Source organism: Nocardia vulneris, from assembly GCF_001613425.1.
Classification (GTDB): Bacteria; Actinomycetota; Actinomycetes; order Mycobacteriales; family Mycobacteriaceae; genus Nocardia; species Nocardia vulneris.
In genome coordinates this window covers 24,424-48,131 of sequence record NZ_BDCI01000020.1, presented here as the reverse complement: position 1 = coordinate 48,131, position 23,708 = coordinate 24,424, and the positions used below count along the sequence as shown (strand labels likewise).

The window sequence follows — 23,708 nt, the reverse complement described above, 5'->3', positions numbered from 1 at the left end:
ACATTTTCCTGGACGACGAAACCGCTGCTCGACAACTCGGTGGCGGGCGATCTGCGGAGTACCGCGGTGGCGGTCGACGCACAGATCTGGCAACTCCGTCGAGCGAAACATTTCGTTGTCCGCTGCGATTGTAGCGTGATATTGTGCGCGGCTCGAATTGCCACCACCGTTTATTCGGAATCCGAACTACGGTATCCCCGCGCCGTTCATCGACGTACGCTGCGCGACATGGCAATTCATCCTGCGCGGCAAATCTGGACGACGCTCGAACCGCTACACGATGTGGTCTATTTCGGGACCGGTGTCAAGGAGGCGGGCGTCGCGATCGGGCTGCGCGGTTACTGGCAAACGTACTTCGCATTTCGGGCCGCTCCGCTCGGCGCCGTGACCGCCGCCACAGTGACGGCGACCTTTGCCGGTTTTCATCCGGATATGGTGCGCAAAGCGGTGCCGGACGCCTGGGCGCGGGCGACCCCGCAGCAGTGTCTGGAGGTACGCCTCGATTTCTCGACCGCGCTGCTGCGGGGGCTCGGCGCGGGCGAGGCGGAATGCGCCCGCGCGGTGGAATTGCTCGCTCCGGTACAGCGCGACGCCGATCCGACCGGCAGGCCGCTGTTCGCGGCAAACGCGGCGCTGCCGTTGCCCGCGGATCCGGTCGGCGCGCTGTGGCAGCTGACCAGCTCGTTGCGCGAGCACCGCGGCGACGGGCACGTCGCCGCGCTGGTGGCACACGGACTGACCGGTCGCGAGGCGCTGATCATGCAGGTGGCGGCGGGTAAGGCGCCGGAATCGGTGATGCGGCCCGCGCGCGGTCTGTCCGAGCGCGAATGGGCCGACACCTGCGACGATCTGCGGGCCAGGGGCCTGGTGCGGGGGGAGCCGAGCAATCCCGCGCTCACCGGCAGCGGCGGCGAACTGCTCACCCGGGTGGAGGCCAGTACCGACAAGGCGGCGTGGAACGGGGGCCTGGCCGCGCTGTCCGCCGGTGGTGTCGCCGAGCTGACGACCTCGCTCGCGCCGCTGGTGAAACGGGTGCGGGAGACGGTGCTGCCGCCCGTCACCCCGGTCGCCATGGGCCGGGGCTGATACAGGGGTGTTCGCCACAAATCGGACTTGCCTGTTACCGCCGGTACCGAGATGTGAGACATTCTCGGTGTGAATATCGCGGACACCGTCACGACCGCCGCGCGCAACGCGTGGGCGCTGACCTTCGGATCGGGCGTCGAGGCGCCCGATCCCACCCCGTCGACGGTGCTGTGGGACGAGCCGCATCGCCAGCTGCGCCGGTTCGAGCAGCGCCCCGGTGCGGCCGAGAATACTTCCACCGCAACCGATTCCGCCGTGCTGCTGGTGCCGCCGCTGGCCGCGCCTGCCACCTGCTTCGACCTGCGCCCCGACCAGAGCCTGGCCGGGTTCCTGCTGGAGACGGGCCGTGCGCCCTACGTCGTCGACTACGGCGAGATCACCTTCGCGGACCGGCGGATGGGCTTCGAGGACTGGATCGACGAGATCCTGCCCGAGGCGGTGCTGCGCACCTCCGCCGATCGCGGCGGCGTGCCCGTCGACCTGGTCGGCTGGTCGCTCGGCGGCACGCTGGCGCTGCTCACCGCCGCCGCGCACGCCGAGCTGCCGATCCGGTCGATCACCGCGGTCGGCTCGCCGCTGGACTACGACAAGATGACCGGTATTCCGCAGCTGCGCGCGGTCGCCCGGTTCACCGGCGGGATCGGCACCTCGACGCTGGTCCGCGCGGCCGGTGGCGTGCCCGCGTCGCTGACCAGGATCGCGTACAAGGTCACCGCGTGGGATCGCGAGCTGACCCGGCCATGGTTCGTCGCGAGCAATATCGCGCGCACCGAGACGCTGGCGCGGATGGAGACCATCGACCGTTTCATGGCCGAGATGCCCGGCTACCCCGGCCGCTTCTACGGTCAGCTGTGGGGCCGGCTGATCCTGAACAACGACATCGGTCGCGGTGTGGTCCGGCTCGGCGCGCGGCGCATCGAGCTGGCGCAGGTGAGCGCGCCGGTGCTGCTGGTCGGCGGGCCGAGCGACGTGATCACCGCGGCGGCCGCGGTCGAGGCGGGCGCGCGCAACCTCACCGGCGCCGCCTCGGTCCGCTACGAGACCTCGCCCGGCAGCCATCTGGGCATCCTCACCGGCCCCGAGGCACGCGGCACCACCTGGACCTATCTGGACAAGTTCCTCGCCGAATCGGCATGAGCGCGCGCGGGATCGCGGCGCAGGCAGCGCCGCGGGCGGGCACGGTCACGGCGGAGTACTAGTCTGGGGTCATGGGAGCACAGTCACCTGCCGCGCCGGGTGTTTCGTCCGCAGACTCCATCCCCGCCGACCATCCCGGAGTCATCGATCTGTTCGCGGTGCTCGCCTACGGCGAGATCTCCGCGTTCTATCGGCTGGCCGAGGAAGCCAAGCTGTCGCCGACGCTGCGCGGCAAGGTAGCGGTCGCCAAGATGGCCTCCGCCGAGATGGGCCATTTCAACGCGCTGGAGTCGGCGCTGGCCGAACGCGGCGTCGACATCTTCGACGCGATGGCCCCGTTCGTCCGGGCGCTGGACGCCTACCACGCCTCCACCGACCCGTCGACCTGGCTCGAGTCGATGGTGAAGTTCTACGTCGGCGACGGCATCGCCGCCGACTTCTACACCGAGATCGCCGGTGCGCTCACCCCCGAGGTCGCGGCCGTCGTCCGGGACGTGCTGGAAGAGACGAGCCACTCCGAGTTCGTGGTGGAGGAGGTGCGTCGCGCGGTCGAGACCAGCCGCTCCGAGCGCGACCGGCTCACCCTCTGGGGCCGGCGCCTGCTGGGTGAGGCGATCACCCAGGCGCAGTACGTGATGGCCCAGCGCGACGAGCTGACCGAGCTGGTGCTCAGCGCCACCGGCGACCTGAACGGCATCGCCGCGCTGTTCGAGCGCATGCAGACCAGCCACGCCGAGCGCATGGCCAAACTCGGTCTCTGACCTACTCGTTCGCGGCCGGACGAACCAGACGCAGGCCCTGGGTCTGCGTCTGGGCCTGGTCGACCAGCCAGACGATGACGCTCTGATCGCGGTCGGCTTCCAAGGTTTCGAACGGCACGTCGACCCGCCCGTGCACCGGGTGGTCCAGCTGCAGCATGCCGGAGATGCGCGCACCCACGTGGTGCGGCTTCCAGCGGGCCGCGAACTCCGGTTGGCGGCGCAGCGCATCGATCGTCTTCAGCAGCGAATCATCGCCCGGCCAGCGGAGTTTCGCGCGGGCGAGCGCGGCGGTGAAGATATCGGCCGCCTCGGACCAGTTGCGCAGCACCGTCCGCGCGGTCGGCTGCCGGAAGGTGTACCAGGCCAGGTTCGGCTGGCCGTCCCCGTCCAGCAGGCCCAGCGGCGCGGCGAACTCGGCCCAGGCGGTGTTCCAGCCCAGCACGTTCAACCGCCGGCCGATCACGAAGGCCGGGGTCGGCTGCAGTGCCCGCAGGATCGACTGGATCGTGTCCGCGACCTGCTCCTCGGCGGATTCGCTACCCGGGCAGTTGGATTCGTTGCCGGAGGCCAGGGCGAGCATGCTGAAGTGATGGCGTTCGTTGCCGCGCAGCAGCAGTGCGTCGGCCAGCGCGTCGATCACCGCGACGGACGGATTGGTATCGCGGCCCTGTTCGAGCCGGGCCAGATAGTCCGCGCTCACCCCGGCCCGGACGGCCACCTCTTCGCGGCGCAGTCCTGGGGTCCGGCGCCGCCTGCCCTCCGGCATGCCGACGTCGCCGGGCCGTAGTTCGGCCCGGCGTGCGATGAGGAACTCCGCGAATCCGTTGCGTGCCATGGGCTCCATCGTGCCGTTTCCTGGGAGGCTTACCCTCGCCCTGTCAGGTCCAGGATAACGGCGGTCTGGTTAACGGACCGCGGTCCGGCCAGGGTCTAGGGCATGACTACTTCTTCCGAATCGACCACTGCCCAGCTGAAGGCGGGCGCCTGGACCCTGGACACCGCGCACTCCTCGGTGGCCTTCACCGTCCGCCACCTCGGCATCTCCAAGGTGCGCGGCGGATTCACCAAGTTCGAGACCGAATTCGTGGTCGACGAGGCCGGTCGCGCCGAGCTCGGCGCCACGATCTACCTCGACTCGTTCGACACCGGCAACCCGGACCGGGACGCGCACATCCGCACCGCGGACTTCCTCGACGTGGCCAACCGCCCGACACTGAGCTTCCGCGCCACCGCGCCGGTGCAGATCGCGGAGTCCTTCGAGGTCGAGGGCGAGGCCACGCTCGGCGGCGTCACCAAGCCCGTCACCCTGGACGTGGAATGGGGCGGCGTGCAGGAGTTCGGCGCCACCGGTGACAACCACGCCGGATTCTCGGCCACCGGCACCATCAAGCGCACCGACTTCGGCGTCGGCGGCGCGCTGCCCGGCATGCTCAGCGACAAGGTGAACATCGAGCTGGAGATCCAGCTCGTCGAGCCCAAGTAGGCCCGCGCGCCGACGAAGGCCTGCACAGCGGCGTGCGGGCCTTTTCTGTTTCGCTGAGAGCGCAGGCACCGTCTGCCGCCCGGATGATCCCCCTGCATTAGCCTTGGGACGACAGCACAGGACTCTTACGTTCGGAGGTTGGCCGTGGAGGTCAAGATCGGTATTTCGGATAGCCCACGCGAGCTCTTGATCATCAGCTCGCAGACCCCGGACGAGGTCGAGGCACTGGTGGCCGGTGCGCTGAACGGCAGTGGCGGCGTCGTGTCCCTGACCGACGACAAGGGACGCAAGTTCCTGATCCAGGCGTCGAAGGTCGCGTATGTCGAGATCGGCACCCCGCAGAGCGGTCGCGTCGGCTTCGCCACCGTCTGAGGTTTCCGGCCGCGGCCCGAACCGCAACGAGCCCCCGCACCTTCGGGTGCGGGGGCTCGTTCGTGTTCGGCTGTGCTCAGTCGATCGGGGGGCTCAGTCGATCGGGTGCAGGGGGCTCAGTCGATAGGGTGCAGGGGGCTCAGTCGATAGGGTGCAGGGGCACATGCGACAAACCACCCCAGGCAAGGGAAACCGTCGTGTCGACGGCCTCTTCCTTCGGGATGGGCCGGTCTGCCTCCAGCCAGTAGCGCGCGGTGAATTGGCTCGCGCCGACCAGGCCGACCGCGAGGATGCGGGCCCGGTACGGGTCGAGGCCCGAGTCGTGGGCCACCAGGTCGAATACCGCGTCCACGCAGGCCTCGGTGGCCTGCTCGACCCGGCGCTGCACCTGCGGCTCGCTGGTCAGGTCGGACTCGAAGACGAGGCGGAAGCCCTGCATCTCGTTGTCGACGAAATCGAAGTAGGCCTGTACGGCGGCTCGGACGCGCTGGCGGTTGTCGGTGGTCGACCGCAGCGCCTGCCGGACGCTGGAGACCAGCATGTCCACGTAGTTCTGCAGGACCGCAAGGTACAGCTCCAGCTTGCTGGTGAAGTGTTGATACAGCACCGGCTTGCTCACGCCTGCGCACTGCGAGATCTCGTCCATGCCGGCGGCGTGGTATCCGCGCTGGACGAAGACTTCGCTGGCCGCCGCGAGTAGCTGGAGACGTCGCTCGTCGCGCGGAAGCCGGGTGCCGCGTTTGGCGGGCTCGGACGACGTTCTACGGGACGTCATCCGGTCCACGAGGTCAGTCATTTCGGCTCTCCCAGTTGATTCCCCGGCAAGGGGTGTGCACCGGGTATCCCAAGAACGATACTCGGTTGTTGCCCGCCCGCAGACCGGGCCCGGAGAACTGATTCGACGCGGTGAGAAATGTCGCACCCGGCGCCCGAGGTGGCGTGCCCGACGGCAGCACTTGCGCATTGTGAGACGCTGGTGGGCGTGAGATTCCGCGCCGACCGTCTCGGGGGACCGGACTCCGGCCCGTCGGCTGTGTCCGGCGGCGGGCGCGATACGCGCCGCCGTGCTGGTCCCGGTGCACCGGGTTCGGTGGTCTCCGAACCCGTGACGAGGTCCGGTCGACCGGCAGGTGCCGGCGCATCCGGCGCCGCGGCGCCGCTCGACGCCGAGGACCGGCTCGATGTCGGCACTCCGCCGCGCCGCAGGCCCGGCTCGGCCCGGCGTAGCGGCGCCGTGCCGGTCGCGGATCCCCTTGCCCCACAGTCCGATTCGCGCGCACCGCGGCGTGACCACAACGGTGTCGAGATCTACGACCCGCTCGGCCTGTACGACCGGCCCGATCGTTCCCATCAACCGCTGCGCGCCCGCTGGGATCCCACCGCGCCGGACGAGGGCCGCACCAGGGAACGCCCCGAGCGCTCCGCCAAGAAGCAGAGCGCCCTGGGCCGTTTCGTGTCCACCTACGGCTGGCGGGCCTACGCGTTACCGGTGCTGTTCGCGGTCACGGTGCTGGTGATCGTGGACGCGGTGCGCGGCGGCGAGCCGATCGTCGGTGCCGCGAACACGCCGGGCATAGGACAGTTGAGCCCGCATACCCGCAACGCGGGCATCATCGGCTTGCCCAGCGGCGACGGTCATTTCCCCGCGGATCTGCCGACCGGTGCGTTGCCGCAGGGCGGTGGTTTCGCCGAAACCGGTGCCGGCACTTGGCATATGGTCCCGGGTTCGACCGGGCAAATCGGCACCGGGACCGATTCGGTTTTTCGCTACACCGTCGAAATCGAGGACGGGGTGGACACTTCCGGATTCGGCGGCGACGAATCGGTGGCGAAGCTGATCGAGTCCACGCTCGCCAACCCGAAAAGCTGGACGCACGACCCCAAATTCGCGTTCCGGCGCGTCGATCAGGGCGACGCCGAATTCCGCATTTCGCTCACATCGCGCGAATCCACCCGCAAGGCTTGTGGTTTCGAAATTCCGATCGACTCGTCCTGTTACAACGCCGATCTCGGCCGGGTGGTGCTCTCCGAGGTCCGCTGGGTGCGCGGCGCGATCGCCTTCGAGGGCGATATCGGGTCCTACCGGCAGTACCAGATCAATCACGAGGTCGGGCACGCCATCGGCTACCACCAGCACCAGCCGTGTGAGACCGACGGCGGCCTGGCCCCGGTGATGATGCAGCAGACCTTCGGCACCAAGAACAACGACATCGCCGTCCTCGAGCCCGGCGGCGTGGTCCCGATGGACGGCAAGCACTGCCGCTTCAACCCCTGGCCCTACCCTCGCGGCTGAGCGCGCGGCGGGTAGGCGACGATAGATCGGGAAGAACGGTCTGGTCGCGGGCGTTGCACAACGAGATCGACCCATTCGATTCGAGGAGTCCTGGACGTGTCATCACCAAAGTCCCTGCCACCATTGGTCGAGCCGGCCGCGGAGCTGACCAAGGACGAGGTCGCCCGCTACAGCCGTCACCTGATCATTCCCGATCTGGGCGTCGACGGGCAGAAACGGCTGAAGAACGCCAAGGTGCTGGTCATCGGCGCGGGCGGGCTGGGCTCCCCGGCGCTGCTGTACCTGGCCGCGGCGGGCGTGGGCACCCTCGGCATCGTGGAGTTCGACGAGGTGGACGCCTCGAACCTGCAACGCCAGATCATCCACGGTGAGTCCGATATCGGCAGGCCGAAGGCGGACAGCGCGCGCGATTCGATCCTGGAGATCAACTCCGGCATCGAGGTACGCCTGCACAAGCTGCGCCTGGAGCCGGACAACGCGGTCGAGCTGTTCGCCGAGTACGACCTGATCGTCGACGGCACCGACAACTTCGCCACCCGCTATCTGGTCAACGACGCGGCGGTGCTGGCGGGCAAGCCCTACGTGTGGGGCTCGATCTACCGCTTCGAGGGTCAGGTCTCGGTCTTCTGGGAGGACGCGCCGGACGGGCGCGGCATCAACTACCGCGACCTCTACCCGGAGGCCCCGCCGCCGGGCATGGTGCCCTCCTGCGCCGAGGGCGGCGTGCTGGGCGTGCTGTGCGCGTCGATCGGGTCGGTGATGGTCACCGAGGCCATCAAGCTGATCACCGGGATCGGCGAGCCGCTGCTCGGCCGTCTGATGGTCTACGACGCACTGGACATGAACTACCGGACCATCAAGCTGCGCCGCGATCCGGAGCGGCAGCCGATCACCGAACTGATCGACTACGAGGCGTTCTGCGGTGTGGTCTCGGAGGAGGGGCAGGCCGCCGCGGCCGATTCCACGGTGACCGCGCGCGAGCTGAAGGAACTGCTCGACGCGGGCAAGGAGATCGAGCTCATCGACGTGCGTGAGCCGGTGGAATGGGACATCGTGCACATCGACGGCGCGAAACTGATCCCGAAGGACCGCATCCTGTCCGGTGAGGCCCTGTCCGAGCTGCCGCAGAATCGTCCGATCGTGCTGCACTGCAAGACCGGTGTCCGTTCGGCCGAGGCGCTGGCCGCGCTCAAGCGCGCCGGTTTCGCCGACGCCACCCACCTGCAGGGTGGCGTCATCGCGTGGGCCCGGCAGATCGACCCCTCGCTGCCCGTCTACTGATTCGCTCGGCGTCGTGCGTGTACCCCGTCCGACCGGCGGGGTTGCGTATCGGCGCGGCGTGCTGTACAGCGTCCACCCCGGCGGTACGGTACGGCCGTGACTTCTGTGGAACCCCCCGAGCACGTGCGAGCCACGTTCGGTCTGCGTGAAGTGACGCCCGTGGCCGTCGGGGACTGGGAGGGCGGCTGGCGGTACGGGGATGTGGTGCTGAGCCCGGTCGCGGACCACGCGCGGGCCGCGTGGTCCGCGAAGGTGCGCGAGACGTTGCAGGTGGACGGTTTGCGCCTGGCCCGCCCGGTGCGCGCCACCGACGGCCGCTATGTCGTCTCGGGCTGGCGGGCCGACACCTACCTCGAGGGTGTCCCGGAACCGCGGCACGACGAGGTGGTCTCGGTGTCGCTGCGGTTGCATCAGGCCACGGCCCAGCTCGAGCGGCCGCGGTTCCTGGTGCAGCAGCCGGTGGTGCCGTGGGTGGACGTGGACGTGTTCGTCGCCGCCGACCGGGCCGCCTGGGAAGCGGTGCCGCTGCGCACCTTACGCGCGGGCGGCATGCTGCCCACCCAGGCGTCGCCGGACGGTCAGCGCAGCATGGAGCTCATCGGTCAGCTGGCCACGCTGCGCAAGCCGGTGCAGACGCCCGCGCAGCTGGTGCACGGTGACCTGTTCGGCACCGTGCTGTTCGCCGGGGTCTACACGCCCGGTCTGACCGACATCACGCCGTACTGGCGTCCCGCGCCGTGGGCGGCCGGGGTCATCGTGGTGGACGCGCTGGCCTGGGGCGGTGCCGACGACGGACTGCTGGATCGCTGGCGGGATCTGCCCGAGTGGCCGCAGATGCTGTTGCGCGCGGTCATGTTCCGGCTCGCGGTGCACGCGCTGCACCCGCGGTCGACGCCGGAGGCGTTCCCCGGTCTGGCGCGCACCGCGGACATGGTCCGCTTGATGGTCTAGCCGGAAAAACCGCCGACCGCGGAAAACCGTTGCGATGCGCGGCTTTCCACGGTCGGCGGCGAAATGAGCGGCGCGGGTTACACCTTCGCGTAGGCCAGCGACGGCATCCGCCCGACCGCGAACGAGGATCGCAGATAGAACCACCAGGTGAGCGCGCCCATCACCAGGAACGCCACCGCGTAGGCCCAGAACGCGGGCGCCATGGTGTGGTAGTGGGTGTTGGACAGCCGCAGCGCCTGCTGCAGCAGCCAGCCGCCCGAGGCGCCGACCGCGCCGATCACTCCGATCGCCGCGCCCGCCTGCCGCCGGGCCGAGGCCGCCGACTCGTTGAGGTCGAGTCCGTGCTCGGCGGCGTACTTCTTGGAGATCGCGCTGAAGATGGTCGGGATCATCCGGTAGGTCGAACCGTTGCCGATGCCGGTCATCACGAACAGCACCAGGAACGAGATCAGATACAGCGGAAAGCTTTTCAGCTCCAGCGCGGCCATGATGAAGGCGACCGAGACGGCCATGCCGCCGAACACGAACAGGGTGATCTTCGCGCCGCCGACCTTGTCCGCGACCCAGCCGCCGAACGGACGGCTGAACGAGCCGACGAACGCGCCGAGGAAGGCCAGGTTGCCGATGGTGCTGATCCAGCCGATCTTGGCCAATTCGGGGAAGTTGGCTTTGATCAGCGTCGGGAACGCGAAGGAGAACCCGATGAACGAGCCGAAGGTGCCGATGTAGAGCACTGCCATCACCCAGGTGTGCCGGTTGGTCAGGGCCAGCCGATAGGACTTACCGTCGGACTTGGCGGTGGCGATGCTGTCCATGTAGCGCAGCGCGCCGAAGGCGGCGGCCAGGATGAACGGCACCCACACCAGGATGGACAGGGTGATGCCGAACCGGTAGCCGGCCGGGTCCTTCGCGGTGAGGTGCGTGCCGAGGGTGATGATCAGCGGCAGGATCAGCTGGGTCTGCGCCACGCCGAGATTGCCGCCCGCCGCGTTGATGCCGAGCGCCGCGCCCTTCTTGCCCTCGGGGAAGAAGAAGTTGATGTTCGACATCGACGAGGAGAAGTTGCCGCCGCCCACGCCGGCCAGCGCGGCCAGGATCATGAAGACCCACATCGGCGTGCCCGGCTGGTTGACGAAGTAGGCCAGGCCGAGCGTCGGCACGAGCAGCATCGCCGCGCTGAACGCGGTGAACGCGCGCCCGCCGAACTTCGGGATGGCGAAGGTGTACGGAATGCGCAGGGCCGCGCCGACCAGCGTCGGCGTCGAGGACAGCAGCAGCGCGTTGCTCACCGCGGTGGGATCGCCCTTGCCGAGTCCGGCGAGGAAGCCGAAGCCGGCCGCGCCCATGCTGGTCACCACGGTGCCCCAGATGACCCAGACGCTGAAGCCGAGGTTCTCGGCGAATACCGAGAAGATCAGGTTCTTGCGCGCGGTGCGCGCCCCGCCCGACTCCCAGAACTTCTGGTTGTCCGGCTCCCAGGTCGGTAGCCAGCGGCCCCTGGTCTGATGCTGGAAGGTGTCGGATTCGGTGCCGGTGGCGGCTGCGGTCGCAGTCATCGGCTTCCTCTCATATGCGCTCGACCGGCCGCCCGCGCGGCGGCACTGCCGCGGGTGGCGTCGAGTTGCCTGGCTTATCCCGTCACAACGTAGGGGCCGGGTGTTGCGGCACCGTGGCTGTGCGTGACGTTCCAGGCAATTCCGGCTCACAGCGGGAGCCAGGGCGTGGTGAGTCGACTATCCGGTGGGTTCGTCGCGCGCGATATCGGTGTTATCCGCGATATCGGTGTTATCGATGGCGTCCGGGTACTCCGCGATCAGCGAGTTCAGAAAGCAACTCGCGGCCGAGGAGGCGCGTTCGGGATCGCCGTCGATCACCGCGTGCACCAATTCGGCGTGCTCTTCGGGGTAGGAGTCGTCGGATTTCAACGTCCGTGCTCGGATCACCTGTTCGATGATCGGGAGCAGCGAGTCGTAGAACTCCAGGTACACCGCGTTATGGCTGGCCACGACGATCGCCCGGTGCAGTTCCACGTCGGACTCGATCGCGGCCGGGCTGTCGTCGTGCCAGGCTTTGTCGCGTTCGGCGAGCAACTGCAGGAGGTTGGCGATATCACTGTCGTCGCGGCGGCGGGCGGCCAGCGCGGCGGCGGTGGTGTCGAGCGCCAGGCGGAGCTCGAGCACATCGCGCTCCTCGGCGTCGGCAAAGTACTTGCCTAAAGTGCCGCCGAGGTCGGAGGATGCGATCACATAGGTTCCCGAACCTTGGCGTCGCTCGAGCATCCCCGCGTGGACGAGGGCTTGAACGGCCTCGCGCACGGTGTTTCGACCCGTCCCGGTGAGCTCGGTGAGCTCCGGTTCGGTGGGGATGCGTGAGCCGATCGGCCAACGGCTGGAACGGATTTCGGCACGCAGCTGCTCGGTGACCTGGGCAATGAGGCTGGTGCGCCGGACTGGTTGCACTGACTCAGAGTACCGCTCATCACAAATCGTTGCCTCCTATCATCCGGTCATCCTATGATTTCGCGGTGACTGCAACCCTCCAGAAAACTCCGACCCGAACCGAATCCGCGCTGGTCGAGCAGCGTCGGCGGGCCCTGACGGAGGGGCGTCTACTCGTTCTGGCTGCCATCGTGATGTCGGCGCTCGTGCTGCGTGTCGCGGTGACGGCGTTCAGCCCCCTGGCCGAACGGATCGGCGCCGACGTGGGCTACGGCACCGCCGTGGTCGGCGTCTTCGGCATGATCCCGACCGCGATGTTCGCGCTCTCGGGTTTGCTGACCCCCGTCCTGGTGCAGCGGATCGGCCTGGAACGGACCGCGCTGACCGCGATGCTGATGGCCGGCACCGGCATGCTGGTCCGGGTCCTGCTCTCCGGCACCGCCGAACTGCTGGTGTTCTCCGCGCTGGCCCTGGCCGGTATGGGCATCGGCAACGTGGTGATCCCGCCGCTGGTGAAGCGGTACTTCTCGGATCGGCTCGCGGTGGTTAGCTCGCTGTACATCATGATGGTGCAGATCGGCACCGTGGTGCCGGCGTTCGTCGCGGTCCCGGTCGCCGACGCGTTCGGCTGGCGGATCTCGCTCGGCCTGTGGGCCGCCCTCGGTTTCGCCGCGGCGCTGCCCTGGATCGGTGTGCTGCGTGACCGTCGCGGCCGCGACGTCGCGGACACCACCGCCCTGCCTGCCGAGGCGCCGCGCACCGGCCGGGTCTGGCGCTCCCCGCTGGCCTGGGGCATGGCCGGCATGTTCGGCATGACCTCACTGATCACCTACGCGATGTTCACCTGGCTGCCCAAGATCCTCACCGACGCCGGCGCCAGCGCCAGTTTCGCGGGCAGCATGCTGGGTGTGTTCGGTCTGGTCGGCCTGTTCGCCGCGCTCACCGCGCCGACCGTGGTCGCGCGCTTCCGCAATCCCTTCCTGGTCGTGGTCGCGTGCGGTGGGTTCTTCCTGGCCTCGTTCGTCGGGCTGCTCGTCGCGCCGATGAGCGTGCCGATCCTGTGGGTGATCCTGCTCGGCCTCGGCCCGAGCACCTTCCCGATGGCACTGACCCTGATCAACATGCGCACCAACACCCCGGGCGGCTCGTCGGCGCTGTCCGGCTTCACCCAGGGCGTCGGTTACGCGGTGGCCTGCGTCGGCCCGGTGCTGTTCGGCGTGCTGCACTCGGCCACCGACGGCTGGCTCGCGCCCTTCGCGCTGCTCACCGTCGCCGTCCTGGTCCTGCTGGCCGGCGCGTGGCAAGCCTGCAAGCCGCGCATGCTCGAGGACACCTGGAGCTGATCCCGCCGCACCCCCGGCAGACCCCGCAACCCGGCTGACAAGTTGTTGTCGGCCGGGTTGCGGCGCGTAGTGGGGCAGGGGATGCTCGGAGGGCGACTCTCCTTCGGGACGGGCCCGTGGTGGGGTCCCGGTGATCTCCGGAAACCGCTCTGTCACATGGGCGTAACTTACGGGCGAACTCACGCCCGGATTCGGATAACCGTGAGCAACCGTTGATGCGCCGGTCATTTCGCGCAGCATTGCGGCAATACCCGTTTCCTACCGTTGGGCCAACCGGATCTTTGGAGGCCCTTCTTGAGCACCCCGATGAATCACCCATTCGAACCGTCCGCACGCAAGACCGCCGTCGTCGTCGGCCACGGCATGGTCGGGCACCGGTTCGTCGAGGCGTTGCGTGCGCGGGACGAGGCGGGGCAGTGGCAGGTCGTGGTGCTGAGCGAGGAGCGGCTGCCCGCCTACGACCGCGTCGGCCTGTCCTCCTATGTCGGCCGGTGGGACGCGGCGGAGCTGGCACTGCCCGGCAACGAGTACGCCGGCGACGCGCTGGTCGAGCTGCGCCTCGGCCAGCGCGCCGAGAGCATCGACCGCGACGCCCGCAAGGTCACCACGTCGACGGGGGAGACCCTCTCCTACGACGCGCTGGTGCTGGCCACCGGCTCGTACCCGTTCGTGCCGCCGGTCCCCGGGCACGACCTGCCCGAGTGCTTCGTCTATCGCACCCTCGACGACCTGGACGGCATCCGGGCCGCCGCCGAGGCCGCCGGGCCCGGCGCGGTCGGTGTGGTGGTCGGCGGCGGTCTGCTCGGCCTCGAGGCCGCGAATGCGCTGCGGCTGCTCGGCCTCACGCCGCACGTGATCGAGTACAACGACCGGCTGATGCCCGCGCAGATCGACGAGGGCGGCGGCGCGATCCTGGAGCGCCTGGTCACCGATCTCGGCCTGGCCGTGCACACCGGTGTCGGCACGTCCTCGATCGAGGCCGCCGACCAGGGCGTGCGGGTCGCGCTGTCCGACGAGTCGGTGATCGAGGCCGCGCTGGTCGTGTTCTCCGCCGGCGTGCGCCCGCGGGATCAGATCGCCCGCGACAGCGGCCTGACGGTCGGCCCCCGCGGCGGCATTATCACCGACCTAGGCCTGCAGACCTCCGATCCGAACATCTGGGCCGTCGGCGAATGCGCCGCGGTCGAGGGCACCTGCTACGGCCTGGTCGCGCCCGGCTACACCACCGCCGAGATCGTGGCGGACCGCCTGCTCGGCGGCGCGGGCGAATTCCCCGGCGCGGACATGTCGACCAAGCTGAAACTGCTCGGGGTCGACGTGGCCAGCTTCGGCGACGCGCACGCCAGCACCGAGGGCGCGCTGTCGGTCGTGCTGCACGACGCCGCGAAGGGCACCTACGCCAAGCTCGTCGTGTCCGACGACGCGCAGATCCTGCTCGGCGGCATCCTGGTCGGCGACGCGACGGCCTATGCGTCGCTGCGCCCGCTGGTGGGTCGTCCGCTGCCGGCCGAGCCCGCCGCGCTGATCTCGCCCGCGGGCGCGGAACTGAGCGCCGATGCGCTGCCGGACGATGCCCAGATCTGCTCGTGCAACAACGTGTCGAAGGGCGATATCTGCGGCGCCATCGGCGAAGGCGCGTGCGATATCGCCGGAGTCAAGAAGTGCACCTCCGCCGGCACGTCGTGCGGCGGTTGTGTGCCCATGATCAAGAAGCTGCTCGAGCAGTCCGGCGTGGAGATGTCCAAGGCGCTGTGCGAGCACTTCGAGCAGTCCCGTTCCGAGCTGTTCCAGATCGTCCAGGTCACCGGTATTCGCACGTTCTCGGGTCTGATCACCAAGTACGGCAAGGGATCCGGCTGCGATATCTGCAAGCCGACGGTCGCCTCCATCCTCGCCTCGACGTCGAGCGAGCACATCCTGGACGGCGAGCAGGCGGGTCTGCAGGACACCAACGACCACTTCCTGGCCAACCTGCAGAAGAACGGCACCTACTCGGTGGTGCCGCGGATGCCGGGCGGCGAGGTGACCGCGGATCAGCTCATCACCATCGGCCAGATCGCCAAGGATTTCGACCTGTACGTCAAGGTCACCGGCGGTCAGCGGATCGACCTGTTCGGCGCGCGCGTCGAGCAGCTGCCGCTGATCTGGCAGCGGTTGGTCGATGTCGGCATGGAATCCGGGCACGCCTACGGCAAGTCGCTGCGCACGGTGAAGAGCTGCGTCGGCTCCACCTGGTGCCGCTACGGTCAGCAGGACTCGGTCGGCATGGCGGTGCTGCTCGAAAAGCGGTATCGCGGACTGCGTTCCCCGCACAAGCTGAAGCTGGGGGTGTCCGGCTGTGCCCGCGAGTGCGCCGAGGCCCGCGGCAAGGACGTCGGTGTGATCGCCACCGAGAACGGCTGGAACCTCTATGTCGGCGGCAACGGCGGTCTCACGCCCAAGCACGCGGTGCTGCTCGCCGGTGAACTCGACGACGAGACGCTGATCAAGTACATCGACCGGTACCTGATGTTCTACGTCCGCACCGCGGACCGGTTGCAGCGCACCGCGCCGTGGCAGGAGGCGCTCGAGGGCGGCATCGACTACGTCAAGCAGGTGGTCTGCGAGGACAGCCTCGGTATCGCCGACGAGCTGGAGGCGACCATGGCCCAGCACATCGACGGCTACCGCGACGAATGGGCCGCGGTGCTCGAGGACGAGGAAAAGCTCTCCCGGTTCGTCTCCTTCGTGAACGCCCCGGACGAGGCCGATCCGACCATCTCCTTCGACGAAAGCGGCGAACGGAAGGTGCCGGTGTTACTCGGTATGCCGGATATTCCGGTCGCTACGCGCGGGAAATGACGGCTTAACCCCATAGAAACAGGACGCCGGTACCAATGAGTAAGGCGTTTGGAGGATGACACCGATGACCGTGATCGATACCCCCGGCATTGCCGCTGCTACCGCCACCGGCTGGACACCGGCATGCCGGCTCGACTACCTGATCCCCGGCCGCGGCGTCGCGGTGTTGCTGAAAGGTGGCCGTCAGGCCGCCCTGTTCCTGCTGCCCGACGGCATGCTCTACGCCGTGGGCAACATTGATCCGTTCGGACGCGCGGCGGTCATGTCGCGCGGGATCGTCGGCGACCGCGGCGGCGTGCCCGTCGTCGCGTCGCCCCTGCTCAAGCAGGCCTTCTCACTGGTCGACGGGCGCTGCCTGGACGACGAATCGGCAATGCTGCCGGTATACGCGGTGAGCGTGACCGACGGCATCGTGTCGATTTCCAACGAGCCGGTGGTTGCCGAGCTCGCTTCCTCGGACGGATGAACCAATGAGCACAGCATCGCGAAGCGACTCGATGGGGGGCGGTGACCGGGCGACGGGCGGGCCGACTGCCGACGCAAGCGCCTGTCTCGCGGGATTCACCATCGGCATCACGGCGGCGCGACGCGCCGACGAGTTCGCCACCCTGCTGGTCCGCCGGGGCGCCGGCGTGGTGTTCGCACCCGCCATTCGCATCATTCCGCTCGCCGACGACGACGAACTGGAGCGGGTGACTCGCCAGCTGGTCGTCGATCCCCCGCAGATCGTGGTCGCCACCACCGGCATCGGCTTCCGCGGCTGGATGGAGGCGGCCGAGGGCTGGGGCATCGCGGAGCAACTGCGGAGCACGCTCGCGTCCACCCGGGTGCTGGCGCGCGGCCCGAAGGCCAAGGGCGCCATCCGCGCGGCCGAATTGCGCGAGGAGTGGTCGCCCGCGTCCGAGTCCTCGGCCGAGGTGCTCGATCATCTGCTCGCCGAGGGTGTGGACGGGGTGCGGATCGCGGTGCAGCTGCACGGTGCGACCACCGAGTGGGAGCCGGTGCCCGACTTCTGTGAGGTATTGCGTTGCGCCGGTGCGGATGTCGTGCCGGTGCCGGTGTATCGCTGGGAGCCGCCGCAGGATCAGCAGCCGATGGATCAGCTGATCGAGGCCATTGTCACCTCCAGCCTGGACTGCGTCACGTTCACCAGCGCACCCGCCGTCGCGTCGATGTTGATGCGCGCCAAGGAAACCGGACTGCTCGACGGGCTGTTGTACGCGCTGCGTGGCCGGGTGCTGGCCGCCTGCGTCGGGCCGATCACCGCGGCGCCGCTGGAAGAGCTGGGCGTGCCGACCTCGATGCCGGGGCGGGCCCGCCTCGGTGCGCTGGCGCGGCACGTCGCCGAGGAACTGCCGCGCCGGGCCAACCGGATCTACGCCGCGGGTCACACGCTGAGCGTGCGCGGCGGCTGCGTGGTGGTCGACGGTGCGGTGCGCCAGCTGGCGCCCGCGCCGATGGCGCTGATGCGGTCGCTGGCCAGGCAGCCCGGCCGGGTGGTCTCCCGGGAGCACCTGCTCGCGGCGCTGCCCGGCGGCGGCGACGACACGCACGCGGTGGAAACCGCGATCGCCCGGTTGCGCGCCGGACTCGGCGCGCCGAAGGCGATCCAGACCGTGGTCAAGCGCGGCTACCGGCTGGCCATGGACGCGGCCGAATGCGTCGACAACAACCCGCGGCCCGAACTCGGCGGGCCGCAGCTGCCCGGTTTCGGCACCCCGCTGCGGCACGCCCAGACCATGGGGGCGTGGTGAGCGCCCCCGCGCTGGTGCTCGTCGCGCACGGCACCAGGAGCGCACGCGGCGTCGAGATGATCGCCGCGCTGGCCGAAGCGGTCGGCAACGAACTCGGCGTCGCGGTTTCGGGGCGCGACGCCGATGCCGCTGCGGCCCGGGAACCACTTCCCCTCGTTCCCGGACCGCAGCAGGCAGCCGTGCCCGCAGTGCGGACGGCCTTCGTCGATGTGCTCGGCCCCGCACCGGCCGAGGTGCTGCGCGACCTGACCGGCCCGGCGGGGGAATCCGTTCCCGCCGTGGTCGTTCCGGCCTTCCTCGCCTCCGGGTACCACGTCTATCAGGATGTGCCGCGGGAGGTGGCCGACAGCGGTCACGGCGCGGTGGCGATCACCCCGGCCATGGGGCCGGACCCGGCGCTGGCCCGGATCATGACCATGCGGCTGCGCGCCGCGGGCTGGCGGCCCGGGGACGCGGTCGTGTTCGCCGCCGCGGGTTCCTCGGATCCCCGTGCGCGCCAGGATGTCCGCCGCGCCGCCGCGATGCTGGCCGAGCGGCTGGACTCGCCGGTCCGCCTCGGCTATATCGCCACCGGCGCCCCGCGCGTCGCGGATGTCGTTGCCGCGCTGCGTGCTTCCGGTGCCGAGCGGGTTTTCGTCGCGTCCTATCTGCTGGCGCACGGGCTGTTCCACCAGCGTCTGCACGGCGCCGGGGCCGACGGCGTGGCCGAACCCATCGGGGTCCATCCCGCCGTGGTCCGGCTCATCGCCGACCGGTATCGCGTCGCCGCGCGGGAACTGGTGCGGGCGCGCGTGCGCTGACAGCGTCGGTGGCTTCTTCGTATAGCGCCGGGTGTGCTCGTCCGTCGGTCGGTGTCGGGCTCCGATGGTGAGCCGATGGGCGGGATCGTCCCATCTGGGCAGGTAGCCGCCTGTGCACGCGCCGATTGTGCTGAAATTACGGAGGGTTCACGCCTGGATGCCGTAAGTTTGCCCCTGGACGATTCAGCGGTGGCTTTCCGAATCGCAGGGAGGCGTGTTGACCGGAGCCGACGCCACGGCGCAGCCGATGTACCCGCTGTCGACGGCGCAGCTGCGCTGGTGGGTGGCCCAGCAGTTGCATCCGGGGGTGCCGATCACGGTCGCGATGTACCTGGACCTGTCCGGTCCGCTGGAGATCGGCCTGATGTCGCGCTGCGCCCGGCGCGCGGCCCACGAACTGCAGTCGCCGCACCTGCGTTTCCGGGTGGTCGACGGATATCCGCGCCAGTACGTGCCCGCCGCGGCGGAGCTGCCGATCCGGCGGATGCGGTTGACCGACCAGGCCGACCCGATGGCCGCGGCCCTGGAGCTGATGGAGCGCGACTACACCGCACCGCTCGATCCGCTCACCGATCCGCTCACCGTCGCCACGGTGTTCCAGGTGGGACCGGACCATCACCTGCTGTATCTGCGCAGCCATCACATCGTGCTGGACGGGGTGGGCGCGGCAGCGGTGCTGCGGCGCACCGGTGAGCTCTACCGCGCGGAAGTCGTTGCGGCGCACCGGCTCGACGCCGTGAACGACTGCGTGACCGAAACCGGTGGGTCCGCCGGTGCCGGTCGCCGCCGCTCGCCCACCCGGGTGCTGCGCCGGTCGGCGCGTGCCGTGCCCGACAGTGCACCGCGCACCGGCTCCTACGCCAGTATGACGATGGAAAACGTTGCGGCGGTGAGTAGTTCGCTGACGTCGTCGAAGGTGCCCCAATCAGCTGCCGCGCGGGCGCTGACCGTGCCGGAGCTGCTGGAAGACGAACGCAGATACCAGGATTCGGCGCGCGCCGGGGCGGACCGGGACTATTGGCGCGAGCAGCTGCACACGCTCACCGAACCGGTCGGCCTGGCCGGTCGTCCCGCCGCGCCCGAGCCGCGACCGCACCGGGTGAGCGCGACGCTGGACGCCGCGACGGCCGAACTGCTCGCCGCCGCACGTGCCGCGCACGGCGCCACCTTCCCGGAACTCGCGGTCGCGGCGTTCGCCTGTTATCTGGCGCGGATGACCGGGCGCGCCGAGGTCACCCTCACGCTGCCGGTCACCGCGCGCCCGACCGCGGCGCTGCGCCGGTCGGCGGGGTCGCTGTCGAACGTGGTGCCGCTGCGGTTGTCCGGCCTGGACACCGCGACGGTCGGCACGGTGATCGCGCAGGTGCGCTCGCGTGTGATCGGTGCGCTGCGGCATCAGCGGTACCGCTACGAGGACATGCAGCGCGACCGCGGGCAGCAGCACGTCGAACGCGGCGGCTTCGGTCCGGTGGTCAACGTGCTCGGATTCACCGAGCCGCTCAGTCTCGGCGCGCTGACCGGGCAGGCGCGGCTGCTGTCGCTCGGGCCGGTGGAAGACCTGCTCGTCAACGGCTACCAGGCCGGTCCGGACGAGCGCTCGGTGAGCATCGATTTCCACGCCAACCCGGCGCGCTACCGGCACGACCTGGTGGCCTGGCAGCACCGCATGTTCCTGGACTACTTCGCGCGCTTCCTGGCCGCCGGAACCGACTGCCCCACACCGGCCTTGGATCTCGCGCCGCCCGCGCCGGTGGCCATCGAGCCGAGCGGCCCGATCCGGCTGCTGCCCGATCTGCTGCGGGCGGGCCTGGTGCCGGACGCCGTCGCGGTGCAGGACGGCACGCGCAGCATGACCTATCGCGAACTCGACGAACGCTCGGCGCGGTGGGCCCGGCAGCTGATGGCGGCCGGGGCGCGGCCCGGTGAGTTCGTCGTCGTGGCCGTGCCGCGCTCGCTGGAGTCGGTGCTCGCGCTGTGGGCCGTCGCCAGATCCGGCGCCTGCTTCGTCCCGATCGACCCGGCCGACCCGCCCGCGCGGATCGCCGCGGTGATCGCGGATTCCGGCGCGCGCCAAGGGCTTACGGTCACCGCGGTGCGCAAGCTGCTGCCCTGCGACACCGGGGAGCTGGTGGGCGCGCACCGATGCAGCGTGCAATGGCAGCTGCTCGACGATGTCCGTGCGGTGACCCAGGTGGTGCGCCGCGCGGGGACACCGATCGACGATGCCGAGCGGCCGCGCTCGCTACGGCCGGACCACCCCGCCTATCTGATCTACACCTCGGGCACGACCGGAGTGCCGAAAGGGGTGCTGGTCACCCACCGCGGTCTCGGCTCGCTGACCGACTACATCCTCGGACACTATGGGGTGGCACAGGATTCGGTGGTGTTGCACGCGCACGCGCCGTCGTTCGACGCGCACCTGCTCGAGCTGCTGAGCTGTTTCGCGGCAGGCGCCCGGCTGGTGGTGGCATCGCCCGCCGTGGTCGCGGGCGGTGCGCTCGCCCGGCTGCTCGAGCACAGCGGCGCCACCCACTTCCTCACCACGCCCGCGGTGCTCGCGACCTTGTCGCCGACCGCGGTGCCGGGGCTGCGTGCCGTGGTGGTCGGCGGTGAAGCGTGCCCACCGGAGCTGGTCCGCGAATGGGCGCCGCACGTGCGCCTGTTCAACGGTTACGGGCCGACCGAAACCACCGTCATGGCAACGCAAACCGCGGCGATGCGTCCGGGCGAACCGGTATCGATCGGTGCGGCGCTGCCGGGAGTGCTCGCGGTGGTGTTCGATGCGCGGCTGGTCCGGGTGCCGCCCGGCGCGCGGGGCGAGCTGTACCTCGGCGGTATCGGGGTCGCCGACGGCTATCTCCGAGATCCGGCGGGCACCGCGGTGCGGTTCATCGCCGACCCGTTCGGCATCGGCCAACGGCTGTATCGCACCGGCGATCTGGTCAGCGCGAGCCCCGACGGCGCCTTCGAATTCCTCGGCCGGGTGGACGGGCAGGTGGAGGTGCGCGGGCGGCGGATCGAGCCCGCCGAGATCGAATCGGCCCTGCTCGCGGGCCCCGAGATCGCGCAAGCCGTGGTGACTGTCGCCGACGCGGGCCGAGCCGAGGCGCGCCTGGTCGCCTATGTGGTGACCGCACCGGGCGCGCGATTCGATCCGGTGACGACCGCGCGCCGACTACGCGGCACCCTGCCCGCGGCGCTGGTGCCCGCGGCGCTCGTCGAACTCGACCGATTGCCGGTGTCGGGCAACGGGAAACTGGATCGCGGCGCGCTGCCGGCCCCGGTGGCCGCGCCGCGTCCCTACGTCGCGCCCGAGACCGACACCGAGCGGTTGGTCGCCGCGCAGCTCGAGCGGGCGACCGGGCAGTCGCGGGTCGGCCTGGTGGACGACTTCTTCGAACTGGGCGGGAATTCCCTGCTGGGCGTGGCGGTTTCCGCCGAACTGGCGACCGCCACCGGCGTTCCGGTCACCGTGCGCTGGCTGTACACCACGCCGACGGTCGGCGCGCTCGCGGCGCGCATCGCGGGCTACGACGGCGCGGACACCGCGGACGACGCGCTCGGCGTGCTACTCGCCCTGCGCGGCAACGGCACTCGGCCACCGCTGTTCTGCGTGCATTCCGCGGTGCCGCTGGCCTGGTGCTATGCCGGGCTGGCCCGCTACATCACCGACCGGCCGGTGTACGGGCTGCAGGCGCCGACGCTGACCGGACAGGGCGAGACCATCGGCACCATTGACGAACTCGCCGACAGTTATGTCGCGACGATGGTTCGCGCCCAACCCGAGGGCCCATACCACCTGCTGGGCTGGTCGCTCGGCGGGCAGATCGCGCACGCGATCGCGGTGCGGCTGCGGGCGCGCGGCGCCGCCGTCGGTGCGCTGGCGATGCTGGACAGCGTCGTCGTTCCCGACGGTGCCGCGCCGCCGCCGGTGCCCCGGATGCGAGACCTGTTGACCCACTTGCTCGGTGACGAACCGCTGGACGCCGACGCCGCCCCGGAGCTGAGTGCCGACGAGGCCGCCGCCGAATTGGCGCGCGCGGGTGCGTCGTTCGGCACCGGTCTGTCCGCACTCCAGCTCGAGCGGCTGCACCGCGGTTACGTGGACGGTGTGGCTCTCGCGCACGGCTACCGCCCCGGCGTGTACGACGGTGACCTGCTGTATTTTTCGGCGACCCGCGGGATGACCGAGCTGTTCGGCGCCGAGATGTGGCGGCCCTACGTCACGGGCGAGCTCATCGAACATCCGGTGGCGGCGACGCACGCTCAGCTCACCAATTCCGACGTCGTCGCCGTGATCGGACCGATCCTGGCCCGCCACCTCGAACGCACGGCGGTATCCGTGACGGCGGCGCGGGAACAGTGAGCCGCGTGTATATCGGGACGCGCACAGGTGGTTTCGCCACGCCCGGCGAGGATCGGTCGTGAGCCCACGTACCCACGTGGGGCCGCGTACCGGCCTCGAATGGTGCAATGTCTACGACGACCCGGCGGCTTGGGCGGAGCGAAACCCGCACGCGGGCACACTGTTACGGTATCTCGCCGACCGATTGGCCCGTCCGGATCCCGCCCTCGGCCGCGACGGCCCGGTGTGTCCCTTTGTGCGCCATACGATGACGCATCACAGCCTGTGGGTCGCCGTCCTGCCCGGCCCGCAACCGGCCGTCGACACCATGACCGCCGCGGTGGACGACGCCTTCGAGATCTATCGCGCGCTGCGCACCGCCGCGGGGCGCGACGCCGGCATGCTGGCAGCCATCACGCTGTTCCCCGACCTCACCCGGTACGGCCCGGTCGACGCGGTGCATCGGGCGCGCAAGACCGCCGTGGTGGCCGACGGGCTGATGCTCGGCCAGTTCTATCCGGGCTGCGGCGTATCCGGGTTGTGGAACAAGGACTTCCGCCCGCTCGACGCGCCGCTGCCGATGCTGGTGATCCGCAAGATGATGAACACCGACTTCCCGTTTCTCGTCGGACGCACCGAATGGCTGTACGCCTACCTGACCCAGGTGGCGCCCGATCTGCCGCGCCGTCTTCGCTGGTCGATAGCCGAACGGCTGCAACGGACCGGGGTCGCCGACGATGGCATCACCGACCTGCGTGTTCACTCGCCGGACGAACACGCCCGCTGAATGCCACGGGTCGCCATCGGCCTGATAGATACTCGA

At 69.8% G+C, this 23,708-nt stretch carries 19 protein-coding genes; 15 read left to right on the top strand and 4 right to left on the bottom strand.

All coding sequences use genetic code 11. The features are described 5' to 3' along the window. Window positions 1-228 precede the first annotated feature (228 nt). The 3 genes from NVU01S_RS21520 (at window position 229) to NVU01S_RS21510 (ending at window position 2,984) form a co-directional block, all read left to right on the top strand. Complete coding sequence (locus NVU01S_RS21520) at window positions 229-1,086, top strand: SCO6745 family protein (protein WP_043673341.1); 858 nt, start codon at window positions 229-231, stop codon at window positions 1,084-1,086. Between the two features lie 69 nt (window positions 1,087-1,155). Continuing rightward, the gene (locus NVU01S_RS21515; RefSeq protein ID WP_043673343.1) at window positions 1,156-2,223 is read left to right on the top strand and encodes a polyhydroxyalkanoate synthase family protein; all 1,068 of its coding nucleotides are present in this window, start codon (window positions 1,156-1,158) and stop codon (window positions 2,221-2,223) included. 71 nt (window positions 2,224-2,294) lie between these two features. Further along, a complete protein-coding gene (locus tag NVU01S_RS21510) occupies window positions 2,295-2,984 on the top strand; it encodes a ferritin-like fold-containing protein (protein WP_014987775.1) in 690 nt (229 codons plus the stop codon). Window position 2,985: 1 nt separating this feature from the next. On the opposite strand, the gene NVU01S_RS21505 is transcribed toward NVU01S_RS21510, so the two are convergent. Next, a complete protein-coding gene (locus NVU01S_RS21505; protein WP_043673346.1) occupies window positions 2,986-3,819 on the bottom strand; it encodes a helix-turn-helix transcriptional regulator in 834 nt (277 codons plus the stop codon). 102 nt (window positions 3,820-3,921) lie between these two features. On the opposite strand from NVU01S_RS21505, the gene NVU01S_RS21500 reads away from it, so the two are divergent. Next, a complete protein-coding gene (locus tag NVU01S_RS21500; RefSeq protein ID WP_043673349.1) occupies window positions 3,922-4,467 on the top strand; it encodes a YceI family protein in 546 nt (181 codons plus the stop codon). Window positions 4,468-4,611: 144 nt separating this feature from the next. Next, complete coding sequence (locus tag NVU01S_RS21495) at window positions 4,612-4,839, top strand: DUF3107 domain-containing protein (RefSeq protein ID WP_043673352.1); 228 nt, start codon at window positions 4,612-4,614, stop codon at window positions 4,837-4,839. 139 nt (window positions 4,840-4,978) lie between these two features. Here NVU01S_RS21495 and fasR read toward each other — a convergent pair whose 3' ends face one another. Next, the gene (fasR, locus tag NVU01S_RS21490; protein WP_014987771.1) at window positions 4,979-5,635 is read right to left on the bottom strand and encodes an HTH-type transcriptional activator FasR; all 657 of its coding nucleotides are present in this window, start codon (window positions 5,633-5,635) and stop codon (window positions 4,979-4,981) included. A gap of 438 nt (window positions 5,636-6,073) precedes the next feature. On the opposite strand from fasR, the gene NVU01S_RS21485 reads away from it, so the two are divergent. The 3 genes from NVU01S_RS21485 to NVU01S_RS21475 all read left to right on the top strand — a co-directional run bounded on the left by NVU01S_RS21485 (window position 6,074) and on the right by NVU01S_RS21475 (window position 9,364). Continuing rightward, a complete protein-coding gene (locus tag NVU01S_RS21485; protein ID WP_373864209.1) occupies window positions 6,074-7,132 on the top strand; it encodes a DUF3152 domain-containing protein in 1,059 nt (352 codons plus the stop codon). 114 nt (window positions 7,133-7,246) lie between these two features. Beyond that, entirely contained in the window at window positions 7,247-8,413 is a 1,167-nt protein-coding gene (moeZ, locus tag NVU01S_RS21480; RefSeq protein WP_280140777.1) for an adenylyltransferase/sulfurtransferase MoeZ, read from the top strand. 96 nt (window positions 8,414-8,509) lie between these two features. Next, window positions 8,510-9,364 carry a TIGR02569 family protein gene (locus tag NVU01S_RS21475; RefSeq protein WP_029897303.1) on the top strand — a complete coding sequence of 285 codons (855 nt, stop codon included), beginning with the start codon at window positions 8,510-8,512 and terminating at the stop codon, window positions 9,362-9,364. A 77-nt stretch (window positions 9,365-9,441) separates the two neighbouring features. Here the strand turns inward: NVU01S_RS21475 and NVU01S_RS21470 are convergent, their stop codons facing one another. Next, window positions 9,442-10,920 carry an MFS transporter gene (locus NVU01S_RS21470; RefSeq protein ID WP_043673358.1) on the bottom strand — a complete coding sequence of 493 codons (1,479 nt, stop codon included), beginning with the start codon at window positions 10,918-10,920 and terminating at the stop codon, window positions 9,442-9,444. A gap of 177 nt (window positions 10,921-11,097) precedes the next feature. Further along, on the bottom strand, window positions 11,098-11,823 hold the full coding sequence (locus NVU01S_RS21465; RefSeq protein ID WP_043673361.1) for a FadR/GntR family transcriptional regulator: 726 nt from the start codon (window positions 11,821-11,823) through the stop codon (window positions 11,098-11,100). A 65-nt stretch (window positions 11,824-11,888) separates the two neighbouring features. Here NVU01S_RS21465 and NVU01S_RS21460 point away from each other — a divergent pair, with 65 nt between their 5' ends. The 7 genes from NVU01S_RS21460 (at window position 11,889) to NVU01S_RS21430 (ending at window position 23,672) form a co-directional block, all read left to right on the top strand. After that, complete coding sequence (locus tag NVU01S_RS21460) at window positions 11,889-13,145, top strand: MFS transporter (protein WP_082032122.1); 1,257 nt, start codon at window positions 11,889-11,891, stop codon at window positions 13,143-13,145. Between the two features lie 306 nt (window positions 13,146-13,451). Beyond that, a complete protein-coding gene (gene nirB / locus NVU01S_RS21455; RefSeq protein ID WP_043673364.1) occupies window positions 13,452-15,986 on the top strand; it encodes a nitrite reductase large subunit NirB in 2,535 nt (844 codons plus the stop codon). Window positions 15,987-16,050: 64 nt separating this feature from the next. After that, window positions 16,051-16,452 (top strand): nitrite reductase small subunit NirD, encoded by a 402-nt coding sequence (nirD, locus tag NVU01S_RS21450; RefSeq protein WP_043673367.1) that lies wholly within the window; start codon window positions 16,051-16,053, stop codon window positions 16,450-16,452. 31 nt (window positions 16,453-16,483) lie between these two features. Further along, the gene (locus NVU01S_RS21445; RefSeq protein WP_052280780.1) at window positions 16,484-17,740 is read left to right on the top strand and encodes a uroporphyrinogen-III synthase; all 1,257 of its coding nucleotides are present in this window, start codon (window positions 16,484-16,486) and stop codon (window positions 17,738-17,740) included. Further along, entirely contained in the window at window positions 17,737-18,540 is an 804-nt protein-coding gene (locus tag NVU01S_RS21440; protein ID WP_043673444.1) for a sirohydrochlorin chelatase, read from the top strand. The genes NVU01S_RS21445 and NVU01S_RS21440 overlap by 4 nt, the downstream gene beginning before the upstream one ends. A 214-nt stretch (window positions 18,541-18,754) precedes the next feature. Next, complete coding sequence (locus tag NVU01S_RS45255) at window positions 18,755-22,906, top strand: non-ribosomal peptide synthetase (protein WP_280140775.1); 4,152 nt, start codon at window positions 18,755-18,757, stop codon at window positions 22,904-22,906. A gap of 58 nt (window positions 22,907-22,964) precedes the next feature. Continuing rightward, on the top strand, window positions 22,965-23,672 hold the full coding sequence (locus NVU01S_RS21430; protein WP_063775988.1) for a DUF6875 domain-containing protein: 708 nt from the start codon (window positions 22,965-22,967) through the stop codon (window positions 23,670-23,672). Window positions 23,673-23,708: the final 36 nt, after the last annotated feature.

What these genes read in the sequence shown, in the direction of transcription:
- NVU01S_RS21470 (WP_043673358.1), bottom strand. Translation starts at nt 10,920, where the DNA reads ATGACTGCGACCGCAGCCGCCACCGGCACCGAATCCGACACCTTCCAG.
- NVU01S_RS21445 (WP_052280780.1), top strand. Translation starts at nt 16,484, where the DNA reads ATGGGGGGCGGTGACCGGGCGACGGGCGGGCCGACTGCCGACGCAAGC.
- NVU01S_RS21500 (WP_043673349.1), top strand. Translation starts at nt 3,922, where the DNA reads ATGACTACTTCTTCCGAATCGACCACTGCCCAGCTGAAGGCGGGCGCC.
- nirB (WP_043673364.1), top strand. Translation starts at nt 13,452, where the DNA reads ATGAATCACCCATTCGAACCGTCCGCACGCAAGACCGCCGTCGTCGTC.
- NVU01S_RS21520 (WP_043673341.1), top strand. Translation starts at nt 229, where the DNA reads ATGGCAATTCATCCTGCGCGGCAAATCTGGACGACGCTCGAACCGCTA.
- fasR (WP_014987771.1), bottom strand. Translation starts at nt 5,635, where the DNA reads ATGACTGACCTCGTGGACCGGATGACGTCCCGTAGAACGTCGTCCGAG.
- nirD (WP_043673367.1), top strand. Translation starts at nt 16,051, where the DNA reads ATGACCGTGATCGATACCCCCGGCATTGCCGCTGCTACCGCCACCGGC.
- NVU01S_RS21510 (WP_014987775.1), top strand. Translation starts at nt 2,295, where the DNA reads ATGGGAGCACAGTCACCTGCCGCGCCGGGTGTTTCGTCCGCAGACTCC.
- NVU01S_RS21505 (WP_043673346.1), bottom strand. Translation starts at nt 3,819, where the DNA reads ATGGCACGCAACGGATTCGCGGAGTTCCTCATCGCACGCCGGGCCGAA.